16 protein-coding genes are annotated in these 18,128 nt (G+C 63.8%); 9 read left to right on the top strand and 7 right to left on the bottom strand.

Features of this window, described 5'->3' with window-relative positions; translation table 11 throughout:
• Nucleotides 1-16 precede the first annotated feature (16 nt).
• From NCT04_RS03010 to NCT04_RS03025, 4 genes are read left to right on the top strand one after another with little or no spacing between them, the layout of a single operon-like run.
• The gene (locus NCT04_RS03010; RefSeq protein ID WP_244827177.1) at nucleotides 17-952 is read left to right on the top strand and encodes a carbohydrate ABC transporter permease; all 936 of its coding nucleotides are present in this window, start codon (nucleotides 17-19) and stop codon (nucleotides 950-952) included.
• The gene (locus tag NCT04_RS03015; RefSeq protein ID WP_250463387.1) at nucleotides 949-1,800 is read left to right on the top strand and encodes a carbohydrate ABC transporter permease; all 852 of its coding nucleotides are present in this window, start codon (nucleotides 949-951) and stop codon (nucleotides 1,798-1,800) included. The genes NCT04_RS03010 and NCT04_RS03015 overlap by 4 nt, the downstream gene beginning before the upstream one ends.
• 55 nt (nucleotides 1,801-1,855) lie before the next feature.
• A complete protein-coding gene (locus tag NCT04_RS03020) occupies nucleotides 1,856-2,524 on the top strand; it encodes an HAD family hydrolase (RefSeq protein ID WP_244827969.1) in 669 nt (222 codons plus the stop codon).
• Between the two features lie 48 nt (nucleotides 2,525-2,572).
• Nucleotides 2,573-3,721: an ABC transporter ATP-binding protein gene (locus tag NCT04_RS03025; RefSeq protein ID WP_244827179.1), complete on the top strand. Its 1,149-nt coding sequence runs from the start codon at nucleotides 2,573-2,575 to the stop codon at nucleotides 3,719-3,721.
• A gap of 55 nt (nucleotides 3,722-3,776) precedes the next feature.
• Here NCT04_RS03025 and NCT04_RS03030 read toward each other — a convergent pair whose 3' ends face one another.
• From NCT04_RS03030 to NCT04_RS03045, 4 genes are all read right to left on the bottom strand, one after another.
• Nucleotides 3,777-4,724, bottom strand: coding sequence for a sugar-binding transcriptional regulator (locus NCT04_RS03030; RefSeq protein WP_250463389.1), 948 nt, complete (start codon nucleotides 4,722-4,724; stop codon nucleotides 3,777-3,779).
• 206 nt (nucleotides 4,725-4,930) lie between these two features.
• A complete protein-coding gene (gene xylB, locus NCT04_RS03035) occupies nucleotides 4,931-6,412 on the bottom strand; it encodes a xylulokinase (protein ID WP_250463391.1) in 1,482 nt (493 codons plus the stop codon).
• Nucleotides 6,413-6,520: 108 nt separating this feature from the next.
• Entirely contained in the window at nucleotides 6,521-7,900 is a 1,380-nt protein-coding gene (gene dalD, locus NCT04_RS03040) for a D-arabinitol 4-dehydrogenase (RefSeq protein WP_250463392.1), read from the bottom strand.
• 78 nt (nucleotides 7,901-7,978) lie between these two features.
• The gene (locus tag NCT04_RS03045; RefSeq protein WP_250463393.1) at nucleotides 7,979-8,185 is read right to left on the bottom strand and encodes a hypothetical protein; all 207 of its coding nucleotides are present in this window, start codon (nucleotides 8,183-8,185) and stop codon (nucleotides 7,979-7,981) included.
• Nucleotides 8,186-8,235: 50 nt separating this feature from the next.
• Between NCT04_RS03045 and NCT04_RS03050 the strand changes: the two genes are divergently transcribed.
• A complete protein-coding gene (locus NCT04_RS03050; protein WP_250463395.1) occupies nucleotides 8,236-9,783 on the top strand; it encodes an FGGY-family carbohydrate kinase in 1,548 nt (515 codons plus the stop codon).
• On the opposite strand, the gene NCT04_RS03055 is transcribed toward NCT04_RS03050, so the two are convergent.
• Nucleotides 9,780-10,601 carry an EAL domain-containing protein gene (locus NCT04_RS03055; protein WP_244827185.1) on the bottom strand — a complete coding sequence of 274 codons (822 nt, stop codon included), beginning with the start codon at nucleotides 10,599-10,601 and terminating at the stop codon, nucleotides 9,780-9,782. The two genes, NCT04_RS03050 and NCT04_RS03055, sit on opposite strands and share 4 nt — an antisense overlap.
• A 202-nt stretch (nucleotides 10,602-10,803) precedes the next feature.
• Here NCT04_RS03055 and hmgA point away from each other — a divergent pair, with 202 nt between their 5' ends.
• Genes hmgA through NCT04_RS03070 form a run of 3 tightly spaced genes read left to right on the top strand, consistent with a single transcriptional unit; the run spans nucleotide 10,804 to nucleotide 14,774 of the window.
• Nucleotides 10,804-12,141, top strand: a complete 1,338-nt coding sequence (gene hmgA / locus NCT04_RS03060; protein WP_250463397.1) for a homogentisate 1,2-dioxygenase — start codon at nucleotides 10,804-10,806, stop codon at nucleotides 12,139-12,141.
• Entirely contained in the window at nucleotides 12,138-13,424 is a 1,287-nt protein-coding gene (gene fahA, locus NCT04_RS03065) for a fumarylacetoacetase (RefSeq protein ID WP_250463399.1), read from the top strand. Before hmgA ends, fahA begins: the two co-directional genes overlap by 4 nt.
• A gap of 15 nt (nucleotides 13,425-13,439) precedes the next feature.
• The gene (locus NCT04_RS03070; protein WP_250463401.1) at nucleotides 13,440-14,774 is read left to right on the top strand and encodes an MFS transporter; all 1,335 of its coding nucleotides are present in this window, start codon (nucleotides 13,440-13,442) and stop codon (nucleotides 14,772-14,774) included.
• 201 nt (nucleotides 14,775-14,975) lie between these two features.
• Here the strand turns inward: NCT04_RS03070 and NCT04_RS03075 are convergent, their stop codons facing one another.
• Together NCT04_RS03075 and NCT04_RS03080 are read right to left on the bottom strand one after the other, a co-directional pair.
• Nucleotides 14,976-16,148, bottom strand: coding sequence for an MFS transporter (locus NCT04_RS03075; protein ID WP_244827188.1), 1,173 nt, complete (start codon nucleotides 16,146-16,148; stop codon nucleotides 14,976-14,978).
• 52 nt (nucleotides 16,149-16,200) lie between these two features.
• Nucleotides 16,201-17,373, bottom strand: a complete 1,173-nt coding sequence (locus NCT04_RS03080; RefSeq protein ID WP_250463404.1) for an MFS transporter — start codon at nucleotides 17,371-17,373, stop codon at nucleotides 16,201-16,203.
• Between the two features lie 313 nt (nucleotides 17,374-17,686).
• Between NCT04_RS03080 and NCT04_RS03085 the strand changes: the two genes are divergently transcribed.
• Nucleotides 17,687-18,127 (top strand): hypothetical protein, encoded by a 441-nt coding sequence (locus tag NCT04_RS03085; protein WP_250463406.1) that lies wholly within the window; start codon nucleotides 17,687-17,689, stop codon nucleotides 18,125-18,127.
• Nucleotide 18,128 lies beyond the last annotated feature (1 nt).

Raw genomic sequence — 18,128 nt, forward strand, 5'->3', positions numbered from 1 at the left:
ATCGAGAGGTGTCACGATGAGTCAACTGAATCCCCCTATCTCCGACCACTACCAGGAGTCCGCGGCCGAGCGCGACAAGAAGCGCGCGAAGTCGGTGCGCTGGCTGATCACGCCCTCGACCGGTCTCCTGTTCTTGTGGATGGCGATCCCGCTCGCGATGACGATCTGGTTTTCGTTCTCGCGCTACAACCTGCTCAATCCCGATGTAAAGGGTTTCGCGGGCTTCGATAACTACGAGTTCCTCGCCACCGACCCGGCGTTCGGCCCGTCCATTGGCCATACGCTGACCCTGATCGGCTCGACGCTCGGCATCACGGTGATAGGCGGCGTGCTGCTCGCCGTGCTGTTCGACCGCAAATTCATCGGGCAGGGCATTGCGCGGCTTCTGGTGATTGCGCCGTTCTTCGTCATGCCGACGGTGTCCGCGCTGATCTGGAAGAACATGATCCTGCACCCGGTGTATGGCCTGGTCGCCTCGCTGATGCGTTCCATGGGCATGCAGCCGATCGACTGGTTCGCAGACTATCCGCTCTTCGCGGTCATCATGATCGTGTCGTGGCAATGGCTGCCGTTCGCGTTCCTGATTCTCTTCACGGCGATCCAGTCGCTCGATCAGGAGCAGAAGGAAGCGGCACGCATCGACGGCGCGGGTCCGTTCGCCATGTTCTTCTTCATCACGCTGCCGCACTTGCGTCGCGCAATCGCCGTCGTCGTGATGATGGAAACCATCTTCCTGCTGTCGATCTTCGCTGAAATCTATACGACCACCGGCGGCGGTCCGGGCACCGCGACCACCAACCTGTCGTATCTCATCTATGCGCTCGGTCTGCAGCAGTTCGATGTCGGTCTCGCATCGGCGGGCGGCATCCTCGCGGTGATCCTCGCGAACGTAGTTGCGTTCTTCCTCGTGAGAATGCTCGCGAAGAACCTCAAAGGGGAGTACGAGTCATGAGCACTCAACCGGTTTCCACCAGGCCGCCCGTGCCCGTGTTCGAACATGTGAAGCGCATCGTGCCCGGCATTGTTGCGTGGATCGTTTCGATCCTGTTGTTCTTCCCCATCTTCTGGATGACGATCACCGCGTTCAAGACCGAGCAGCAGGCATACTCGTCGTCGCTTTTATTCACGCCGACGCTCGACAGCTTCCGCGAGGTCTTTGCGCGCAGCAACTACTGGGGCTTCGCGCTCAACTCGGTGCTGATCTCGCTGGGCGTCACGGTGATCTGCCTGTTGCTCGCCGTGCCCTGCGCCTACGCGATGGCCTTCTTCCCCACGAAGAAGACGCAGAAAGTGCTGCTGTGGATGCTCTCCACGAAGATGATGCCGTCGGTCGGCGTGCTGGTGCCGATCTATCTGTTGTGGAAGAACACGGGCCTGCTCGATACGGTGTCGGGTCTCATCATCGTGTACACGCTGATCAATTTGCCGATTGCCGTGTGGATGGCGTTCACTTACTTCAACGAAGTGCCGCGCGACATTCTCGAAGCGGGACGCATAGACGGCGCGACGACGTGGCAGGAGATCGTCTATCTGCTCATGCCGATGTCGCTGCCGGGACTGGCATCGACCGGTCTCCTGCTCGTGATCCTCTCTTGGAACGAGGCGTTCTGGAGCATCAACCTGTCGAGCTCGAACGCGGCGCCGCTTACCGTGTTCATCGCGTCGTATTCGAGTCCGGAAGGCTTGTTCTGGGCCAAGCTTTCGGCGGCGTCGCTGCTTGCCGTCGCGCCGATTCTCATCGTCGGCTGGCTCTCGCAGAAGCAACTGGTGCGCGGCCTGACCTTCGGCGCGGTGAAGTGAGGCGTACCCAGTGAACCTGACACCTTCCAGAGAAGCCGCGCTCGCAGATCGACTGATGATCTGCGACTGCGACGGCGTGCTCATCGACAGCGAAGCCGTGGCGGCGCGCATGCTCGTCACGGAATTGCAGACGCTGTGGCCAGGCGTCGATATCGAACCCGTGGTGATGCCGCTGCTCGGCTTGCGCATCGAAGCCGTGCTCGCGAGCGCGGCGGACACCGTGAACCGCACGCTCACGCAGGATCAGATCATGTCGATCCGCCGCGCGGTCGAAGCGGCGGCGGTAGAAGCGCCGCCGGTCGCGGGCATCGCCGAGGCGCTTGCCGCCGTGCCGCTCACCAAGGCATGCGCGAGCAACAGCTTCGCGGCTTACGTGGATACCGTCCTGAATCGCACGGGCCTCGTGCAGTTTTTCGGCGACAGGCGCTTCACGGCGGACATGGTGGCGAACCCGAAGCCTGCGCCCGACGTGTATTTAGCGGCGGCGCGCGCGTTGAAGGTCGACCCGTTGCGCTGCCTCGTGGTGGAGGACAGCGTGACCGGCGTGACGGCGGCGCGCGCGGCGGGCATGCAGGTGCTGGGGTTCATCGGCGGAGGACATGCGACGGAAGGACAGATCGGCGCGTTGAAGCGCGCGGGCGCGGAAGTCGTCTTCGACGACATGGCGCGCTTGCCCGCACTCGTCGAACAATGGCTGCAGCATGCGACCTTCGAGACGCCTTGAAAAGAGGCTCGGCTAAGCGTCGCAAACAAAGAAACATGGAGACGGATCATGGCTAGTCTGACACTGCGTAACATCAACAAGCGATATGAAGACACCGAGGTGATGAAGAGTGTCAACCTCGATATCAACGACGGCGAGTTCGTCGTGTTCGTCGGACCGTCGGGCTGTGGCAAGTCCACGCTGATGCGCATGATCGCGGGGCTGGAGGAGATCAGCGGCGGCGATCTGTCGATCGACGGCGTGCGCGTGAACGAGTTGCCGCCCGCGAAGCGCGGCATTGCGATGGTGTTTCAGTCGTACGCGCTCTATCCGCACATGACGCTCTACGACAACATGGCGTTCGGACTCAAGCTCGCGGGCGAGAAGAAGCCCGCGATCGATGCGGCCGTGAAGAACGCCGCGAAGATTTTGCATATCGATCACTTGCTGGACCGCAAGCCGAAGCAGTTGTCGGGCGGGCAGCGCCAGCGCGTGGCGATTGGCCGCGCGATCACGCGCAAGCCGAAAGTGTTTCTCTTCGACGAACCGCTTTCCAATCTCGACGCCGCGTTGCGCGTGAAGATGCGCCTGGAATTCGCGCGCCTGCACGACGATCTCAAGACGACGATGATCTACGTGACTCACGATCAGGTCGAAGCAATGACGCTGGCGGACAAGATCGTGGTGCTCTCGGCGGGCAATATCGAGCAGGTCGGCACGCCCAACACGCTGTATCACGCGCCGGCCAACAAATTCGTGGCGGGTTTTATCGGCTCGCCGAAGATGAACTTTCTCTCGGGCACGGTCGAGCGCATTCAGGACGATGGCGTGCTCGTGAAGTATTCCACCGGCGAGACGCAACTGGCCGGCGTGCTGCCAGGCAATGCCAAGCCCGGCGATGCGGTGACTATCGGCATTCGTCCGGAAGCGTTACAGCCGAACGTTTCGGAATACGGCGTGTCCGCTTCGACGATGACCGTGGAAACGCTCGGCGACGCGGCTTATCTGTACGCGGAGACATCGGTGGCGCCGGACGGCTTGATCTCGCGGATTCCGCCCTTGGAGAAGCACACGCGGGGCGAGAAGCTGAAGGTGGGCGCGTCGCCGGAACACTGCCATTTGTTCAACGCCGACGGCATCGCGTTCAGGCGGCACGTGGTGGAAGCTTATCTCGTGGAGCATCCGGAATTGGCTGTGCCGAGCGTGGCGCGGGCTTGATTTCCGCAGTGGCGCCGGTGTCTCGCGTGGACGCCGGCGTCATGGGACGAGCGATTCAAGCCGCCAGCGCCGCGCGCGCGCAAAGCTCATCTGTCACCAATCCAGACAACCACTTCCCCTTCAACGCCGCGACCAGCGCCGCGCGCTTGCGCTCGCCGCCGGCAAAGCCGATGGTCGGCCGTTTCGGCGGCGAATCGATCTTGAGGCTCGTCGCGCGCGCGCCTGTTTTCGAATCGACGCGCGCTCCGTTCGCATCGATCGGCAGGCCGAGCAGTTCCGCCACCGCGCCCGCTTTCATCAACTCGTGGACTTCGGCGTTCGAGATGAATCCGTCCTCGTGCAGCGGACAATTGATGCCCACATTGCCGATGCCGACAAAAGCCACGTCCGCTTTCTGCGCGAGCGCATCCACGATCCGATAAAGACGGTGATTGCACCATTGCGCGCGCTCGGCTTCGCTATCGGCCATGAGCGGCGCGGGCAGCATGAAGTGCTTGCCGCCGGTCTTTTCGGAGAGCTGCTGCGCGACGTCGTAGCGATTGGACGAACCATCGTGCGCAATCGCGCCGACGAGCGACACCAGCCGATGCTGCGGCCGCTCCAGTTGCCCGATCTGCGCGACCACCGCCTTGAGCGTGCGCCCGCTGCTGATGGAGACGACGAGCGGTTTCTCATCGACGAGATAGCGTTCCATCACCTGCGCGCCTGCTACCGCGAGCTTGCGGTCCACTTGCTCGTTGCTGTCGCCGTCGATGGGCACCACTTCGCACATCGCGAGTCCGTAGCGGTCGCTGAGTTGCTTCGCAAGCGAAAGGCAATCGGCGATCTGATGATCGACTCGCACGCGAATCAGGTTCTTTTCGACCGCGAAGGCGACGAGCCGCTGCGCGACAGGTCGCGAGATTTGCAGTTTTTCGGCGATCTCATTCTGAGTATTGCCCGCGACGTAGTAGAGCCACGCGGCGCGCGTCGCCAGATCGAGTTTTTCGTTGGACTTGGGCACGGTCGTTGAATTGAGTCTGCTTCAGTTGTAGTTCTTTTTATAGCGCGCGGCGCGGTTTATCGTCGGAAACCATCGCCGAATATTTACCCGCACGACCGAAACGCTGCATTCAGGCCAAGCAAGGCGGCCAATGAATGCCGTTTGAAAAACGAAACAGCCGGCTGCCCGCTTAATGGCAACAGCCGGCTTTCGAACGTCTCTCGGCGTCAGGCTAGTCGCGGACGCGCCGGATCGAACAACGGCCGCACGTGCTGATACAGCTCGCGATAGCCCTTGAGCCGCTGGCGCAACGCCGCGTGGCGCTCGGCATTCGGCGTGAACTCCTGCTTGATGGCAGGTTTGGTCAGCACCGTCGCCGGATCGCCGCCCGCCGCGAGCCAGCCGAGCCGCGCCGCGCCGAGCGCCGCGCCCGTCTCGCCGCCGCCGTGCGTGCGCGTGGGCGTATCGAGCGCATCGGCGAACATTTGGCCCCAGTACGCACTGCGCGCGCCGCCGCCAAGCAGCGACAAGGCATGCGCTTCCGTGCCCGCGGATTGCAAGGCGTCGAGACCATCGGTCAGGGCGAGCGTCACGCCTTCCAGCACCGAATAGCCGAGCAAGGCGCGATCGGTGGCGTGCGTCATGCCGAAGAACACGCCCTGCGCGTAAGGGTCGTTGTGCGGCGTGCGCTCGCCGCTCAAATACGGCAGGAACAAAGGCGCGGTCGATAAGGCATCGGCGGGCAGCGCCTCGATTTCCGCAAGCAGCGTGGGCTCGTCGGTGGACGTGAGCTTGCATACCCAGCGCAGGCAACTCGCCGCCGACAACACCACGCTCATTTGATGCCAGCGGTCCGGAATGGCGTGACAAAACGCATGCACCGCCGATGCCGGATTGGGCCTGAAGCGATCGCCCACCACGCACAACACGCCCGACGTGCCGAGCGAGAGGAAGCCATCGCCGGGTTCGGTTGCGCCGATTCCCACCGCGCTCGCCGCATTGTCGCCGCCGCCTGCCGCAACGATGACGCCATCGGGCAAGCCGAGTTCACGCGCGAGTTCCGGACGCAAGGTGCCCGAAGGCTCGCTGCCTTCGGCGAGCTTCGGCATCTGCTGCCGCGTCATGCTGCACGCGGCGAGCAGTTCGTCCGACCAGTCGCGTCGCGCAACATCGAGCCAAAGCGTGCCGGCGGCATCGGATGGATCGGACACCTTCGTGCCCGTGAGATGCATGCGCAGATAATCCTTCGGCAACAGCACGCAAGCCGTCTGCCGGAAGATTTCCGGCTCGTTGTGCGCGACCCAGAGCAGCTTGGGCGCGGTGAAACCGGGCATCGCCAGATTACCGGCGATCTCGTGCAGATTCGGCGCGCGCTCGTAAAGCTCGGCGCACTCCTTGTCGCTGCGCATGTCGTTCCAGAGGATGGCCGGGCGCAGCACGCGATCGCTCGAATCGAGCAGCACCGCGCCATGCATCTGCCCGGACAGGCCGATGCCGCGCACTTGCGCGAACTCTTTCGGAGACTTGTCGCGCAAGGCGAAGAGGGCGGCGCGCGTGCCTGCCCACCAGTCGAGCGGATTTTGTTCGGACCAGCGCGGTTTCGGGCGCGACACCGTAAAAGGCGTGCCCGCCGTGCCGATTACACTGCCGTCGCTTGCGAGCAGCAGCACTTTCACTTCGGAGGTGCCGAGGTCGATACCTAAATACATGAACGGACCTTTGTCGAAGCCAGGCGCGAAGCCCGGCAGAAAACCGGAGGCGCTAATGTAACGCCGTGCGCCTCAATGCGCCATGAGCACAACACCCAAGCGAGCCAATCAAGGCCGGTTCTTGAGCCACGCATCGACGCGCCCGATTGCCGCGCGCAGCACGCGCTCCAGGCTTTCGGTCTGCGCCATGCTGCCCCAGAGCAGCTTGTCGCCGGCGAAGGCCTTGATCGGATCGTCGGCCGTGAAATAGCCATGCGCGACGGCGGGGTCCATCACGCCATCCTGATAGGTATAAGGCAGCTTGCCTTCGTGCCAGCGTTCGAGGAAGCGAAAGAAGAGCGCGGGCAGAATCGCGGTCGCGTCGGGATCGACGTCGCGCTCGAAACATTCCGCGAGCGTCGGCGCGATAAAGCCCGGCAGCTTCGAGAAGCCATCGGCGGCGACGCGCTGATTCGTGTCCTTGATATACGGATTGCTGAAGCGGTCGAGCACGACATCGCGATACTTCGCCAGATCGATTGGGCTAGGCGTGAGGCACGGGATGACGTCGTCGGTGACATAGGCTTCGGCGAGAGCGCGAATCTCCAGGTCCTGCGTGCCTTCGTGAATGTACTGCAGGCCGACGAGCGTTCCCGCCCACGCAATGCAGCTATGACTCGCGTTGAGAATGCGGATCTTCGCCTCTTCGTACGGCAGCACGGACTCGACCATCTCCGCGCCAACCTTCTCCCAAGCGGGCCTTCCCGCGATGAAGTGATCCTCGATCACCCACTGAATGAACTTCTCGCCCATGATCGGCGCGCGGTCGTCGAAACCCGTCGCGGCTTTCACGCGCTCCGCGACATCGGGTGTCGGACGCGGCGTGATGCGGTCGACCATCGCGTTCGGGCACGAGGTGTTGGCGATCATCCAGTCGCGCAATTGCGTCTCGCCGCGCAGTTCGAGGAATTCGAGCATGCCCGCCTTGAAGCGGTCGCCGTTGCTGCGCAGGTTGTCGCAGTTCTGCAGCGACAGCTTGCCCGCGTCGTTCTTCATGCGGGCGTCGAGAATGGCGGCAATGGCACCGTAGATGGTGGTCTTCGCGCCTTTCAGGTCGGCGGCGAGATCGACGTTGCCGGTTTCGAGCTTGTCGTGTTCGTCGAGGTAATAGCCGCCTTCGGTGACGGTGAACGATACGATCTTGCATTCGGGCGCGCTGCCCGCCGCGATGAGCCCGTCGAGATCGGCGGTCCAGGGGATCACGCGGCGGATGGAGCGCACCGTTTCGTAGTCGCGCTCGCCTTGCGGCGTGACGGTTTCGAGCGTGTATTCGCCGTTTTGCGCGGCGAGCGCATCGAGCACGGCGTTCATGTCGCCGCGAATGTTGCCCACGGCGAGCGACCAGCTCGCATCGCCCGATTCGATCAGCCGGCTCAAGTACCACGCCTGATGCGCGCGATGAAAAGACCCCGCGCCGATGTGCAGGATCACATTGTTTTCGCTCGTCATGTCTCGCTTCCTTTGATTGGATGTGCGCCCGTTCTTCGCGGACGACCGTTTGCGTTTGCGACGCCTTGCGCTCACAATTTACGCAGCCGTGGTGAGCATTTGCTCTTTGGTTGATCGAATGATCGTATTGGACATCGCGAAAGTCAAGGCGCGGTGCCGCATGCGGCCGCGCGCGGCAGCGGCGCTTAAGCGCCGGACGTAGCCCAGCGCGCCGTTACAGGACGAATCGGGAATAACCCGGATAGTCAGCATGGCCGGCGTTGAACGAAGGTCTGCATCAACCATAGGCAATGACGCGGCAAACCACACAGAAAGATACGAGTCGGAGACAAAGCATGGATTACGTGATCGGCATAGACATCGGCACGCAGAGCACGAAGGCGCTTCTGGTCGATACGACTGGCGCAATCGTCGCGCAACATTCGAGCGCCTATCATCCGGATACACCGAAGCCGCTCTGGGCGGAACAATGGCCGTCCGTCTGGTTCGATGCCGTGACCGAAGCCTTGAGCGGCTGCGTCGCGAAAGCGCGTGCGAAGGGCGTCGCGGCCGATCAGATCAAGTCGGTCTGCGTGAGCAGTCTCTACGGCGGCTCGGGCATTCCCGTCGACGACGACATGGAAGCGCTTTACCCGTGCCTCATCTGGATGGATCGCCGCGCGACCGCGCAAGTCGAATGGGTGCGGCAGAACGTGGATATGGCGCGCATCGAGGCGATCACCGGCAACGGCGTCGACAGCTACTACGGCTTCACGAAAATTCTGTGGATGCGCGAGCAGCAGCCGGAAGTCTGGAAGAAGACGCGCTATTTCCTGCCGCCGAACGCGTTTATCATCCAGCGCCTCACGGGCGAACTCGCGATCGATCACAGCTCGGCGGGCAATATCGGCGGCGTGTACGACATCGGCCGCCGCGCGTGGTCGGAAGAAGCGCTCGACATGCTCGGCATTCCCGTGTCGATGATGCCCGCGCGGCTCGTCGAGTCGTCGGAGATCGTGGGCGGGCTGTTGCCGCAGTGGGCGGACAAGCTCGGGCTTGCGGCGGGCACACCGATCGTCGCGGGCGGCGTCGATGCGGCCGTCGCCACTTTCGCGGCGGGCGTGACGCGCGCGGGTCACCATGTCGCGATGATCGGCACGAGCATGTGCTGGGGCTACATCAACCAGAGCGTCGATGCGCGACACGGTCTCGTCTCCATGCCGCACGTCTACAACGGCAAGCGCGATCTCTACGTGTTCGGTGGCGCCAGCACGGCCGGCGCGTGCGTCGCGTGGTATCGCGATCAGTTCTGTCAGGCCGAGATCGCGGCAGCCAAGCAAATACCCGATGGCGATCCGCATCGGCTGCTCGAAGATGCGGCGGCCAAGGTCGCGGCGGGTTCGGACGGCGTCGTGTTCCTGCCTTATCTGATGGGCGAGCGCAGCCCCGTCTGGGATGCCCACGCGAGCGGCACGTTCGTGGGCTTGAATCTCTTTCACACGCGCGCGACGCTCTATCGCGCGGTGCTCGAAGGCGTCGCGTTTGCGTTGAAGCACAACATGGAAGCAGGGCGGCGCGGCGCGCAATCGCTGGATGACAAGCTGATCGTGGTCGGCGGCGCGGCGCATTCTGACCTGTGGATGCAGATCATCGCGGATGTAACGGGTTATCCCGTGCAATCCATCGAACAGGAAGTCGAAGCGGCGATGGGCGCGGCCTTGCTCGCGGCGCTCGGTGCCAATCTCATTTCACGCGAAACGGCGGAAGGCGGCTGGGTCACGCTCGTGGATCGCGCAGAGCCGGACGAAGCACGGCAACGCGTTTATAGAGACCGCTTCGGCGTCTATCTCGATCTGTATCCGGCGCTGAAGCCGCTGATGCATCGCCTGCGCAGCGACAGCTAACGCAATTCTCCGGGATGCGCGTCGAACACCGGCCCTTGCACGAAGTGCACGTCGTATTGTTCGAGCGCATTGAACTGCGCGGCATCGGCGACATTGCTGAAGATGAGCGGAATGCGCAGCCTATGTGCATACGCCACCAGATGCTTGACCACGGAATCGCGCAAGGCGGCGCGCGCATCCATCTTGATGAAGTCGAGCCGCGCCATGTCCGATACCGCCATGATCTGCCCGGCATTGGGCAGATTGCCCGCTACCTTGAAACCGTAGCGCTGATAGCTTTTGATGAGGTAGCCGAGAAACGTCTTGTGCGCGACGGCCGCCGCCGGCAATTCGATCACGATGCGTCCGGGATTCACGCCGAACTCCAGCAACACCGACGAGAAGTGCAGACCGTGGTCGTACTTCACGCTCTTCAATAACCGCTCATGCACGCGCAAAAACAGCAGACCGGGCTTTTGCGCGCCGAAGAAATTGAACGCATGCAGCGCGCGCGATAACCGGTCGAGCGCGACGAGTTCGCGGTCGTTGTCCAGTTGGCCAAAGGGATCGTGCGGAGTATCGCCTTCGATCAGCGTCTGCGCCTGCACGCCGAGTTCGTCGCCGAAACGCTCGGCGCTCTCGGGCGACGCGCTCAACACCTGCGGAAAGCTATGCGTGCCGACATCGAAGATCGGCTCGTACGCGCTTGCAATACGCAACTCGCCATAGTTCGCGACCGCTTGTCCCGCGTGCTCGCCTTCGCCCAGCACGATATGCGCGCCGAGAAACGGATGCGCCTTGGCGCGGTTGACGAGTTCTGTCACGGACGGGGTGATCATGGCGCGTTCGGCGTTAAGGCTTCCAAGGTGGGACGAATTCCGTCGATGGTACCAGCGCATGGCGCCGTGGCTTGCGCCAAATTCACATATTCATATGCGGGTGGGATAAGCCACGCTCAGGGTTTACGACAAATTTCACTAAACGTAATTGGTTTTACCATTCGTAAATACCACGCGATGGCACTCATCGAGGATCACGACCATGCCGACGTTCGACACGCATACCGACGCCAGCGCGCACTATCAGTCGGGTTTCGCCAACGACTTCGCGACCGAAGCGTTGCCGGGCGCGCTGCCCATCGGCCGCAACTCGCCGCAGCGCGCGGCCTACGGTCTTTATGCGGAGCAGCTTTCCGGCACGGCTTTTACCGCGCCGCGCGCGCATAACCGGCGCTCGTGGCTGTACCGCATCCGGCCGGCGGCAGTGCATCGGCCGTTCGTGCAATTGACTGGCGATGCCTCGCGCGCGCGGCTCGTCGCCAATTTCGCCGATGTGCCGCCCACGCCGCCGAACCAGTTGCGTTGGGACCCGCTGCCGATGCCCGCCGCGCCGACCGATTTCATCGACGGCTGGGTGACGATGGCCGGCAACGGCGCCGCCGAATCCATGAGCGGCTGCGCGATTCATTTGTACGCGGCGAACCGTTCGATGCACGAGCGCTTCTTCTACAGCGCGGACGGCGAATTGCTGATCGTGCCGCAAGCAGGGCGGCTCGCGATCTGGACCGAACTCGGCAAGCTCGATATCGCGCCGTTCGAGATCGCGGTGATTCCGCGCGGCGTGCGCTTTGCCGTGGCGCTGCCGGATGGCGAAGCGCGCGGCTATATCTGCGAGAACTTCGGCGCGTTGCTGCAGCTGCCCGATCTCGGGCCTATCGGTTCGAACGGGCTCGCCAATCCGCGTGATTTCCTCACGCCGCACGCGGCTTATGAGGACCGCGAAGGCGCGTTCGAACTCATCGCCAAGATGAACGGCGTGCTGTGGCGCGCGGATATCGGCCATTCGCCGCTCGACGTGGTCGCGTGGCACGGCAACTACGCGCCCTACAAATACGACCTGCGCCACTTCAACGCCATCGGTTCGATCAGCTTCGATCATCCAGATCCGTCCATCTTTCTCGTGCTGCAATCGCCGAGCGATACGCCGGGCGTCGATAGCATCGACTTCGTGATTTTTCCGCCGCGCTGGCTCGCCGCCGAGGACACGTTCCGGCCGCCCTGGTTCCATCGCAATGTGGCGAGCGAATTCATGGGCCTCGTGCATGGTGTCTACGACGCGAAGGCCGAGGGCTTCCTGCCGGGCGGCGCGAGTCTGCACAACTGCATGTCGGGACACGGGCCGGACGCGGATACCTTCGAAAAGGCATCGAGAAGCGATACCTCGAAGCCCGCGAAGGTCGGCGACACACTCGCCTTCATGTTCGAGACGCGCACGCTCATCAAGCCGACGCAGTTCGCGCTCGAAACCGCGCAATTGCAGGCGCATTACTACGAGTGCTGGCAAGGGCTCACGAAACACTTCAACCCGGAGCAACGATGAACGACGCGCTTCACGCGACGCGTGCGCCGCAACTCAGAAGCTGGCTCGACTCCGCCAACGATCCGGCGAGCGACTTTCCGATCCAGAACCTGCCGTTTGGCATCTTCAGCGACCCGGTGAATCCGCGGCCGCGCGCGGGTGTGGCTATCGGCGACTGGATCGTGGACCTGGCGGCGCTCGAAGAAGCGCGTCTCGTCGATGGTCACGGCACCTTCAACGCGCCGCGTCTGAACGACTTCATCGCGCTCGGACGCGATACGTGGCGCGCGGTGCGCAGCGCGCTCGGCGGCCTGCTGCAAGAGGGCGCCTCCACGCTGCGCGACGACTCCGCATTGCGCCGCCGCACGCTCGTTCCGCGCGCCGATGCAACGCTCCATCTGCCCGTCGAGATTCCCGGCTACACGGACTTCTATTCCTCGAAGGAACACGCGACCAACGTCGGCTCGATGTTCCGCGATCCGAAGAATGCGCTGCTGCCGAACTGGTCCGAGATGCCGATCGGCTATAACGGACGCGCGTCGTCGGTGGTGGTGAGCGGCACGCCGGTGCGCCGCCCTAACGGCCAGTTGAAAGCGCCCAACGAAGAGCGGCCGGTGTTCGGCGCATGCCGCAAGCTGGATATCGAGCTGGAGACGGGTTTCATCATCGGGCGCGGTAATGCGCTCGGCGAACCGATTGCCTGCGCGGATGCGGAGTCGCATATCTTCGGCATGGTGCTGCTCAACGACTGGAGCGCGCGCGACATCCAGCAATGGGAATACGTGCCGCTCGGACCGTTCAACGCGAAAGGGTTCGCGACCACCATTTCGCCGTGGATCGTCACGCTCGACGCGCTCGAACCCTTCCGCACCGCGACGCCCGTGCAGGAGCCGCAACCGCTCGCGTATCTTCGGCATGAGGGAGAGCACGCGTTCGACATCGACCTGGAAGTGACGCTGAGGCCGGAAGGCGCGAGCCGCGCCACGACCATCTCGCGCACCAATTTCAGGCTGATGTACTGGTCGATGGCGCAGCAGCTTACGCATCACACGGCATCGGGCTGCAATACGCGCGTGGGCGATCTGATGGGCTCCGGCACCATCAGTGGCGCGACGCCGCAATCGTGCGGCAGTTTGCTCGAAAGCACGTGGAACGGACAACGGCCGTTGAGCCTCGTCGAAGGCGGCGAGCGCGCGTTCCTTCAGGACGGCGATGAAGTCACCTTGCGCGGATGGTGTCAGGGCGAGGGTTATCGCATTGGTTTCGGCGAGTGCGCGGGGCGCATCCTCGCGGCGCGCAACTAACTTCAAGGATTGAACATGGCGAATGCGGTCGATGTGGAGAGCGCGCTTGGCCACGCGCACCGGCCCGGCTTCCAGGCGATGCTGCTCGTGTTGTGCGGACTATGCCTCGTGATCGATGGCTTCGACGCGCAAGCGATGGGTTACGTCGCGCCGGCCGTCATCGCGGACTGGCACGTGTCGAAAGCGGGGCTCGGGCCGGTTTTCAGCGCGAGTCTTTTCGGCATGCTGCTTGGCGCGCTCGGCTTGTCGGTGCTGGCGGATCGCATCGGGCGCAGGCCGGTGTTGATCGGCTCGACTTTTTTCTTCGCGTTCTCGATGATCGCAACCGCGTTCACCGACAGCTTGCCGGTGCTCACGGCCTTGCGTTTCGTGACGGGTCTTGGCCTCGGCTGCATCATGCCGAACGCAATGGCGCTCGTCGGCGAGTTCTCGACGGCCGAGCATCGCGTCAAGCGGATGATGCTCGTCTCGTGCGGCTTCACGCTCGGCGCGGCGCTGGGCGGCTTCGTGAGCGCGGCGCTGATCCCTGCTTTCGGCTGGCGTTCTGTGTTCTGGGTCGGCGGCCTGGTGCCTTTGTTGCTCGCGGTTTGGATGGTCATCGCGCTGCCTGAATCGCTGCAATTTCTCGTGCTGAAAGGCCGCGAGGCGCGCGCCCGCGACTGGCTCGCGAAGTTCGATCCGTCGCTTGCCATCGATGCCTCGACGCGGCTCGTCGTCCGCGAAAAAGCGAGTTCGGGCGCGCCGGTCGCCGAACTGTTCCGCGCGGGCCGCGGGCCGGTCACGCTGATTTTGTGGGCGATTAGCTTCATGAATCTCATCGATCTGTACTTCCTGTCGAACTGGCTGCCGACGGTCATGCGCGATGCGGGATACTCGCCGGGCATGGCCGTGCTGGTCGGCACGCTGTTGCAGACGGGCGGCGTGGTAGGCACGCTCATGCTCGGCTGGTTCATCGAACGATTCGGCTTCGTGCGTGTGTTGCTGGCCTGCTTTCTCGTGGGCGCGGTGAGCGTGGGGATGATCGGCGGCGTGGCGCACGTGCAGTTCTGGCTGTTCGTCGCGGTGTTTGCGGGCGGGTTCTGCATCGTCGGTGGACAGCCTGCGGTGAATGCGCTCGCGGGGCATTTTTATCCGACCTCGCTGCGGTCTACGGGCATCGGCTGGAGTCTGGGCATCGGACGCGTGGGGTCGGTGATCGGGCCGCTCGTCGGCGGACAGATGATCGCGCTCGGATGGAGCAATGCGTCGCTCTTTCATGCGGCGGCGTTGCCGGTGTTCTGCTCGGCGTTGCTGGTTGGCGTGCTGGCTTTCGTGCGGCGGGAGCAAAGTGGGGCGGCGCAGACGGCTTGATGTGATGGAGACTTGATTCCTCAAGCGAAGCCGGCGCCGGCGCATGATGTCGCGCCACGCCGCCGCGTGGCCTTCGGTCGGCACGATCCAGATGTGCAACGAAGGCCCGCGCGTAACGGCGTGTGCGCCATGCCTGCTAGGGCGACCCATCCGGTGGCGCGCTCGCAGCCGGCTCCGACAGAAAGACGGCGCGTTGGACGTTCAGGAAACGCAATCAGCGTCATCTGTCGAAGCGCGCTTCTCCCAAGCCGCCGCGCCCAGAAACGCCGCCGCCGCGACCACCAGCACGCCAATCAGCGCATCCGGACTCACGCGATCCATCAATGTCCCCGCGATGATCGGCCCGCCGAAACTCGCCACGCTCCACGAAGCGCCGACGATAGCCGTCGCCGACACCAGCGCCGTGCCGCGAAAGCGCTCGCCGCACGCAACGATAGACAGCGTATAGACGCTGCCCGCGGCCGCGCCGGTCACGAACAGGAGCGGCCAGCACAACCACGGATACTCGACCGCCCACGGCAGCAGCGGCAGCAGCAGCGTGACCACCACGCCCGCGCCGACATGCACCTTCGTGCGCCCGATACGGTCCGCCAGCCAGCCGATGGGAAACTGCATCAAGGTATCGCCGAACAGGATGGCGGAGGCGAACAGCACGCCCACGTCCGCGCCGACGCCGTGCGAGATCGCGAAGAGCGGCATCAGCGAAAGCGCGAGCGTGTCGAAGAGCGCGAAGAAACCCGTGCCGATCACGAGCGCGGGCATGCGCGGCAACACATGCCGCCAGTCGCCAGCGGTAGCGTGTTCGTCGTGCGATGCAAGCGTGTGCGGCGTGCCGCGAATCGAGGCGAGCGCGGGCAGCGCCAGCAGAAAGATCGCGCCGCAGACGGCGAAGCGCGCCGAAGTCCAGCCGCCGATGGCGCTGACGAGCACCGGCCCCGTCATCTGAAACAGAGTGAAGTTGGTCGCGTAAATGGCGACGACGCGCCCGCGCGTGGAGTCGTCGGCGAGCTGCGTGACCCATGCTTCGCCAATGGTGAATAGCAGCATCAGCGCCGCGCCGCATAGAAAGCGCAGCACGGCCCATAGCCACAGATTCACGGTGAACTGCATTGCGATGGTCGCGAACGCTGCGACGATCACCGCCCCGACAATCGTCCCGCGTGCGCCCAGCCGACTCGCAACGCGGCTTGCGAAAGGCGCGACGGCCAGCCCGCCGCCTGCCTGCATCGCCGTCATCAGGCCGACGATGCCCGTGCCGAACCCGGCTTGCGTGAGTGCAAGCGCGGTGAGCGGAATGGTCGCGCCTAGCCCGAGGCCGACCACCGCGACACTCAGGATGAGCGCGAGAAAGTCGCGAGAAAGAATGCCCTTCATATACCGCCGTGCCGCTCGCTTCGCCGAGAACCCGTGAGGATCGGCAGCAGCCTCAAGCGGCCTGCCCGAACGCAACGCGCCGCGCACGCTTGTCGAGCGTCGCGGAAAGCAGCGTGAGCGCAAAGGCGCAGCACGCCATCAGCACGCCGACCCACGGCAGCGAAGTCAGCGGCGCGCCTGCGCTGATGACGCAGCCGCCCAGCCACGCGCCCGTGGCGTTGCCCAGATTGAACGCGCCCTGGTTGAGCGTGGAGGCGAGATTGGGCGCATCGCTCGCGCGGTTCACTATCAGGATCTGCAGAGGCGGCACGATCGCGAACGCGAGCACGCCCCACAGGAAGATGGTGATCATCGCCGAGACCGGTTCGTGCATGGCGCCCGCGAAAATCGTGAGGATCACGACGATCGACAAGAGGAACGTCAGCAGCGAGCGCAACAGCTTCCAGTCGGCGAGCTTGCCGCCAAGCGTGCTGCCGACCGTGAGGCCGAGGCCGAACAACAGCAGCACGTAAGTCACGGCGTGCGGCGTGAAACCGGTGACATCCTCGAGAATCGGCGTGATGTAGGTAAAGACCGAGAACAGGCTCGCCGAAGCCAGCACGCTGATGCCGAGCACCATCAGCACCTGCGGGTTCTTGAGCACGTCGAATTCGCGCAGGATGCTGGTCTCGCGCATCTCGATGTGCTTCGGCAGGCAAACCGCGAGCGCGCCCGCCGCGGCGAGGCCGATCAAGGTCACGACCCAGAAGGTCGCGCGCCAGCCGGCCGCTTGGCCGAGCGCGGTGCCGAGCGGCACGCCGAGCACGTTGGCGAGCGTGAGGCCGGTGAACATCAGCGCAATGGCCTGCGCGCGGCGGTTCGGCGCGACCAGATCGGCGGCGACCACCGAGCCGATGCCAAAGAAAGCGCCATGACAGAACGCGGTGACGATACGCGCGCCCATCAGCACCCAGTAATTCGGCGCGAGCGCGCAAAGCGTATTGCCGACGATAAACACGCCGATCAGCCCCATGAGCGCCTTCTTGCGCGGCATCTTCGCCGTGACGACGGCAAGAATCGGCGCGCCGATGGTCACGCCGAGCGCATAGCCCGAAACGAGCATGCCTGCCGCCGGAATCGATACCGCGAGATCGCGCGCGACATTGGGCAGCAGGCCCATGATGACGAATTCGGTCGTGCCGATGCCGAACGCGGCGATGGCGAGAGCGAGAAGGGGCAGAGGCATGGCGGAGGGTGCGAGTGCGGTGTGTCGCGCGGCGCGCGTCGTCGGAATGAGCGGCGCGAATGTCGGCGAGTGAAGGCTCGGATTCTACCGAAAGGTCATTTTTGATGCTGGTGGAAACCCTTAGTCTGCTCGGCCCGGACAATGCACTCCCGCGAACGGATATTTTGACGAATGCCGCCTCGTCGACGGAGTTTTACCCGCACGGCAGCTAGTTGACGTCAGATGTTTCTAGTAATGTTCTGACAGGACGCCATTGCTTGCGCGAGCGAAGTTCTGGGCGAGTGTTGGAAAAACGCAGCATCCACTGATTGACATGTCCCAACTCAAAAGTTTTTTCGGCGCCGCCTTTGCTGCCGCGCTGCTCGTCTCGGTTCACGCGCAGGCGCAAAGCAGCGCCACCGGACCCATTGCCACGTCGGCGGGCGCGCTCAATTTTCTGCGCGACGAATCGGGCTTCGCCGCCGTGCTCGGCACCGATACCTTCGACCGCTTCGACGCCAAGCGCGTCGTGCATTTCGACCAGACGGGCGCGTCCGACACGCTCACGCGCTCGCTCGTGCAGACCGACGTCGGTCCCGTGCTTTACGACTTTCGTCACAAGCCGCCGCTCGTGCAGCGCATCGGCAAGAGGCTCGTCGTCAAACGCGTGTTCTGGCAAGGCGAGGAAGTCGTCATGCAGACGTCGTCCGGCTGGTACGGCTATCAGCGCGGGACATTGACCAAGCTGCAATCGTCGACGTCGACGTATCACTGAC

Origin of the sequence: Caballeronia sp. GAFFF2 (genome assembly GCF_023631485.1) — a bacterium.
Classification (GTDB): Bacteria; Pseudomonadota; Gammaproteobacteria; order Burkholderiales; family Burkholderiaceae; genus Caballeronia.

Coding starts and splice junctions, on each gene's coding strand:
- NCT04_RS03010 (WP_244827177.1), top strand. CDS start 17: ATGAGTCAACTGAATCCCCCTATCTCCGACCACTACCAGGAGTCCGCG.
- NCT04_RS03015 (WP_250463387.1), top strand. CDS start 949: ATGAGCACTCAACCGGTTTCCACCAGGCCGCCCGTGCCCGTGTTCGAA.
- NCT04_RS03020 (WP_244827969.1), top strand. CDS start 1,856: ATGATCTGCGACTGCGACGGCGTGCTCATCGACAGCGAAGCCGTGGCG.
- NCT04_RS03025 (WP_244827179.1), top strand. CDS start 2,573: ATGGCTAGTCTGACACTGCGTAACATCAACAAGCGATATGAAGACACC.
- xylB (WP_250463391.1), bottom strand. CDS start 6,412: ATGTATTTAGGTATCGACCTCGGCACCTCCGAAGTGAAAGTGCTGCTG.
- dalD (WP_250463392.1), bottom strand. CDS start 7,900: ATGACGAGCGAAAACAATGTGATCCTGCACATCGGCGCGGGGTCTTTT.
- NCT04_RS03045 (WP_250463393.1), bottom strand. CDS start 8,185: ATGGTTGATGCAGACCTTCGTTCAACGCCGGCCATGCTGACTATCCGG.
- NCT04_RS03050 (WP_250463395.1), top strand. CDS start 8,236: ATGGATTACGTGATCGGCATAGACATCGGCACGCAGAGCACGAAGGCG.
- NCT04_RS03055 (WP_244827185.1), bottom strand. CDS start 10,601: ATGATCACCCCGTCCGTGACAGAACTCGTCAACCGCGCCAAGGCGCAT.
- hmgA (WP_250463397.1), top strand. CDS start 10,804: ATGCCGACGTTCGACACGCATACCGACGCCAGCGCGCACTATCAGTCG.
- fahA (WP_250463399.1), top strand. CDS start 12,138: ATGAACGACGCGCTTCACGCGACGCGTGCGCCGCAACTCAGAAGCTGG.
- NCT04_RS03070 (WP_250463401.1), top strand. CDS start 13,440: ATGGCGAATGCGGTCGATGTGGAGAGCGCGCTTGGCCACGCGCACCGG.
- NCT04_RS03075 (WP_244827188.1), bottom strand. CDS start 16,148: ATGAAGGGCATTCTTTCTCGCGACTTTCTCGCGCTCATCCTGAGTGTC.
- NCT04_RS03080 (WP_250463404.1), bottom strand. CDS start 17,373: ATGCCTCTGCCCCTTCTCGCTCTCGCCATCGCCGCGTTCGGCATCGGC.
- NCT04_RS03085 (WP_250463406.1), top strand. CDS start 17,687: ATGTCCCAACTCAAAAGTTTTTTCGGCGCCGCCTTTGCTGCCGCGCTG.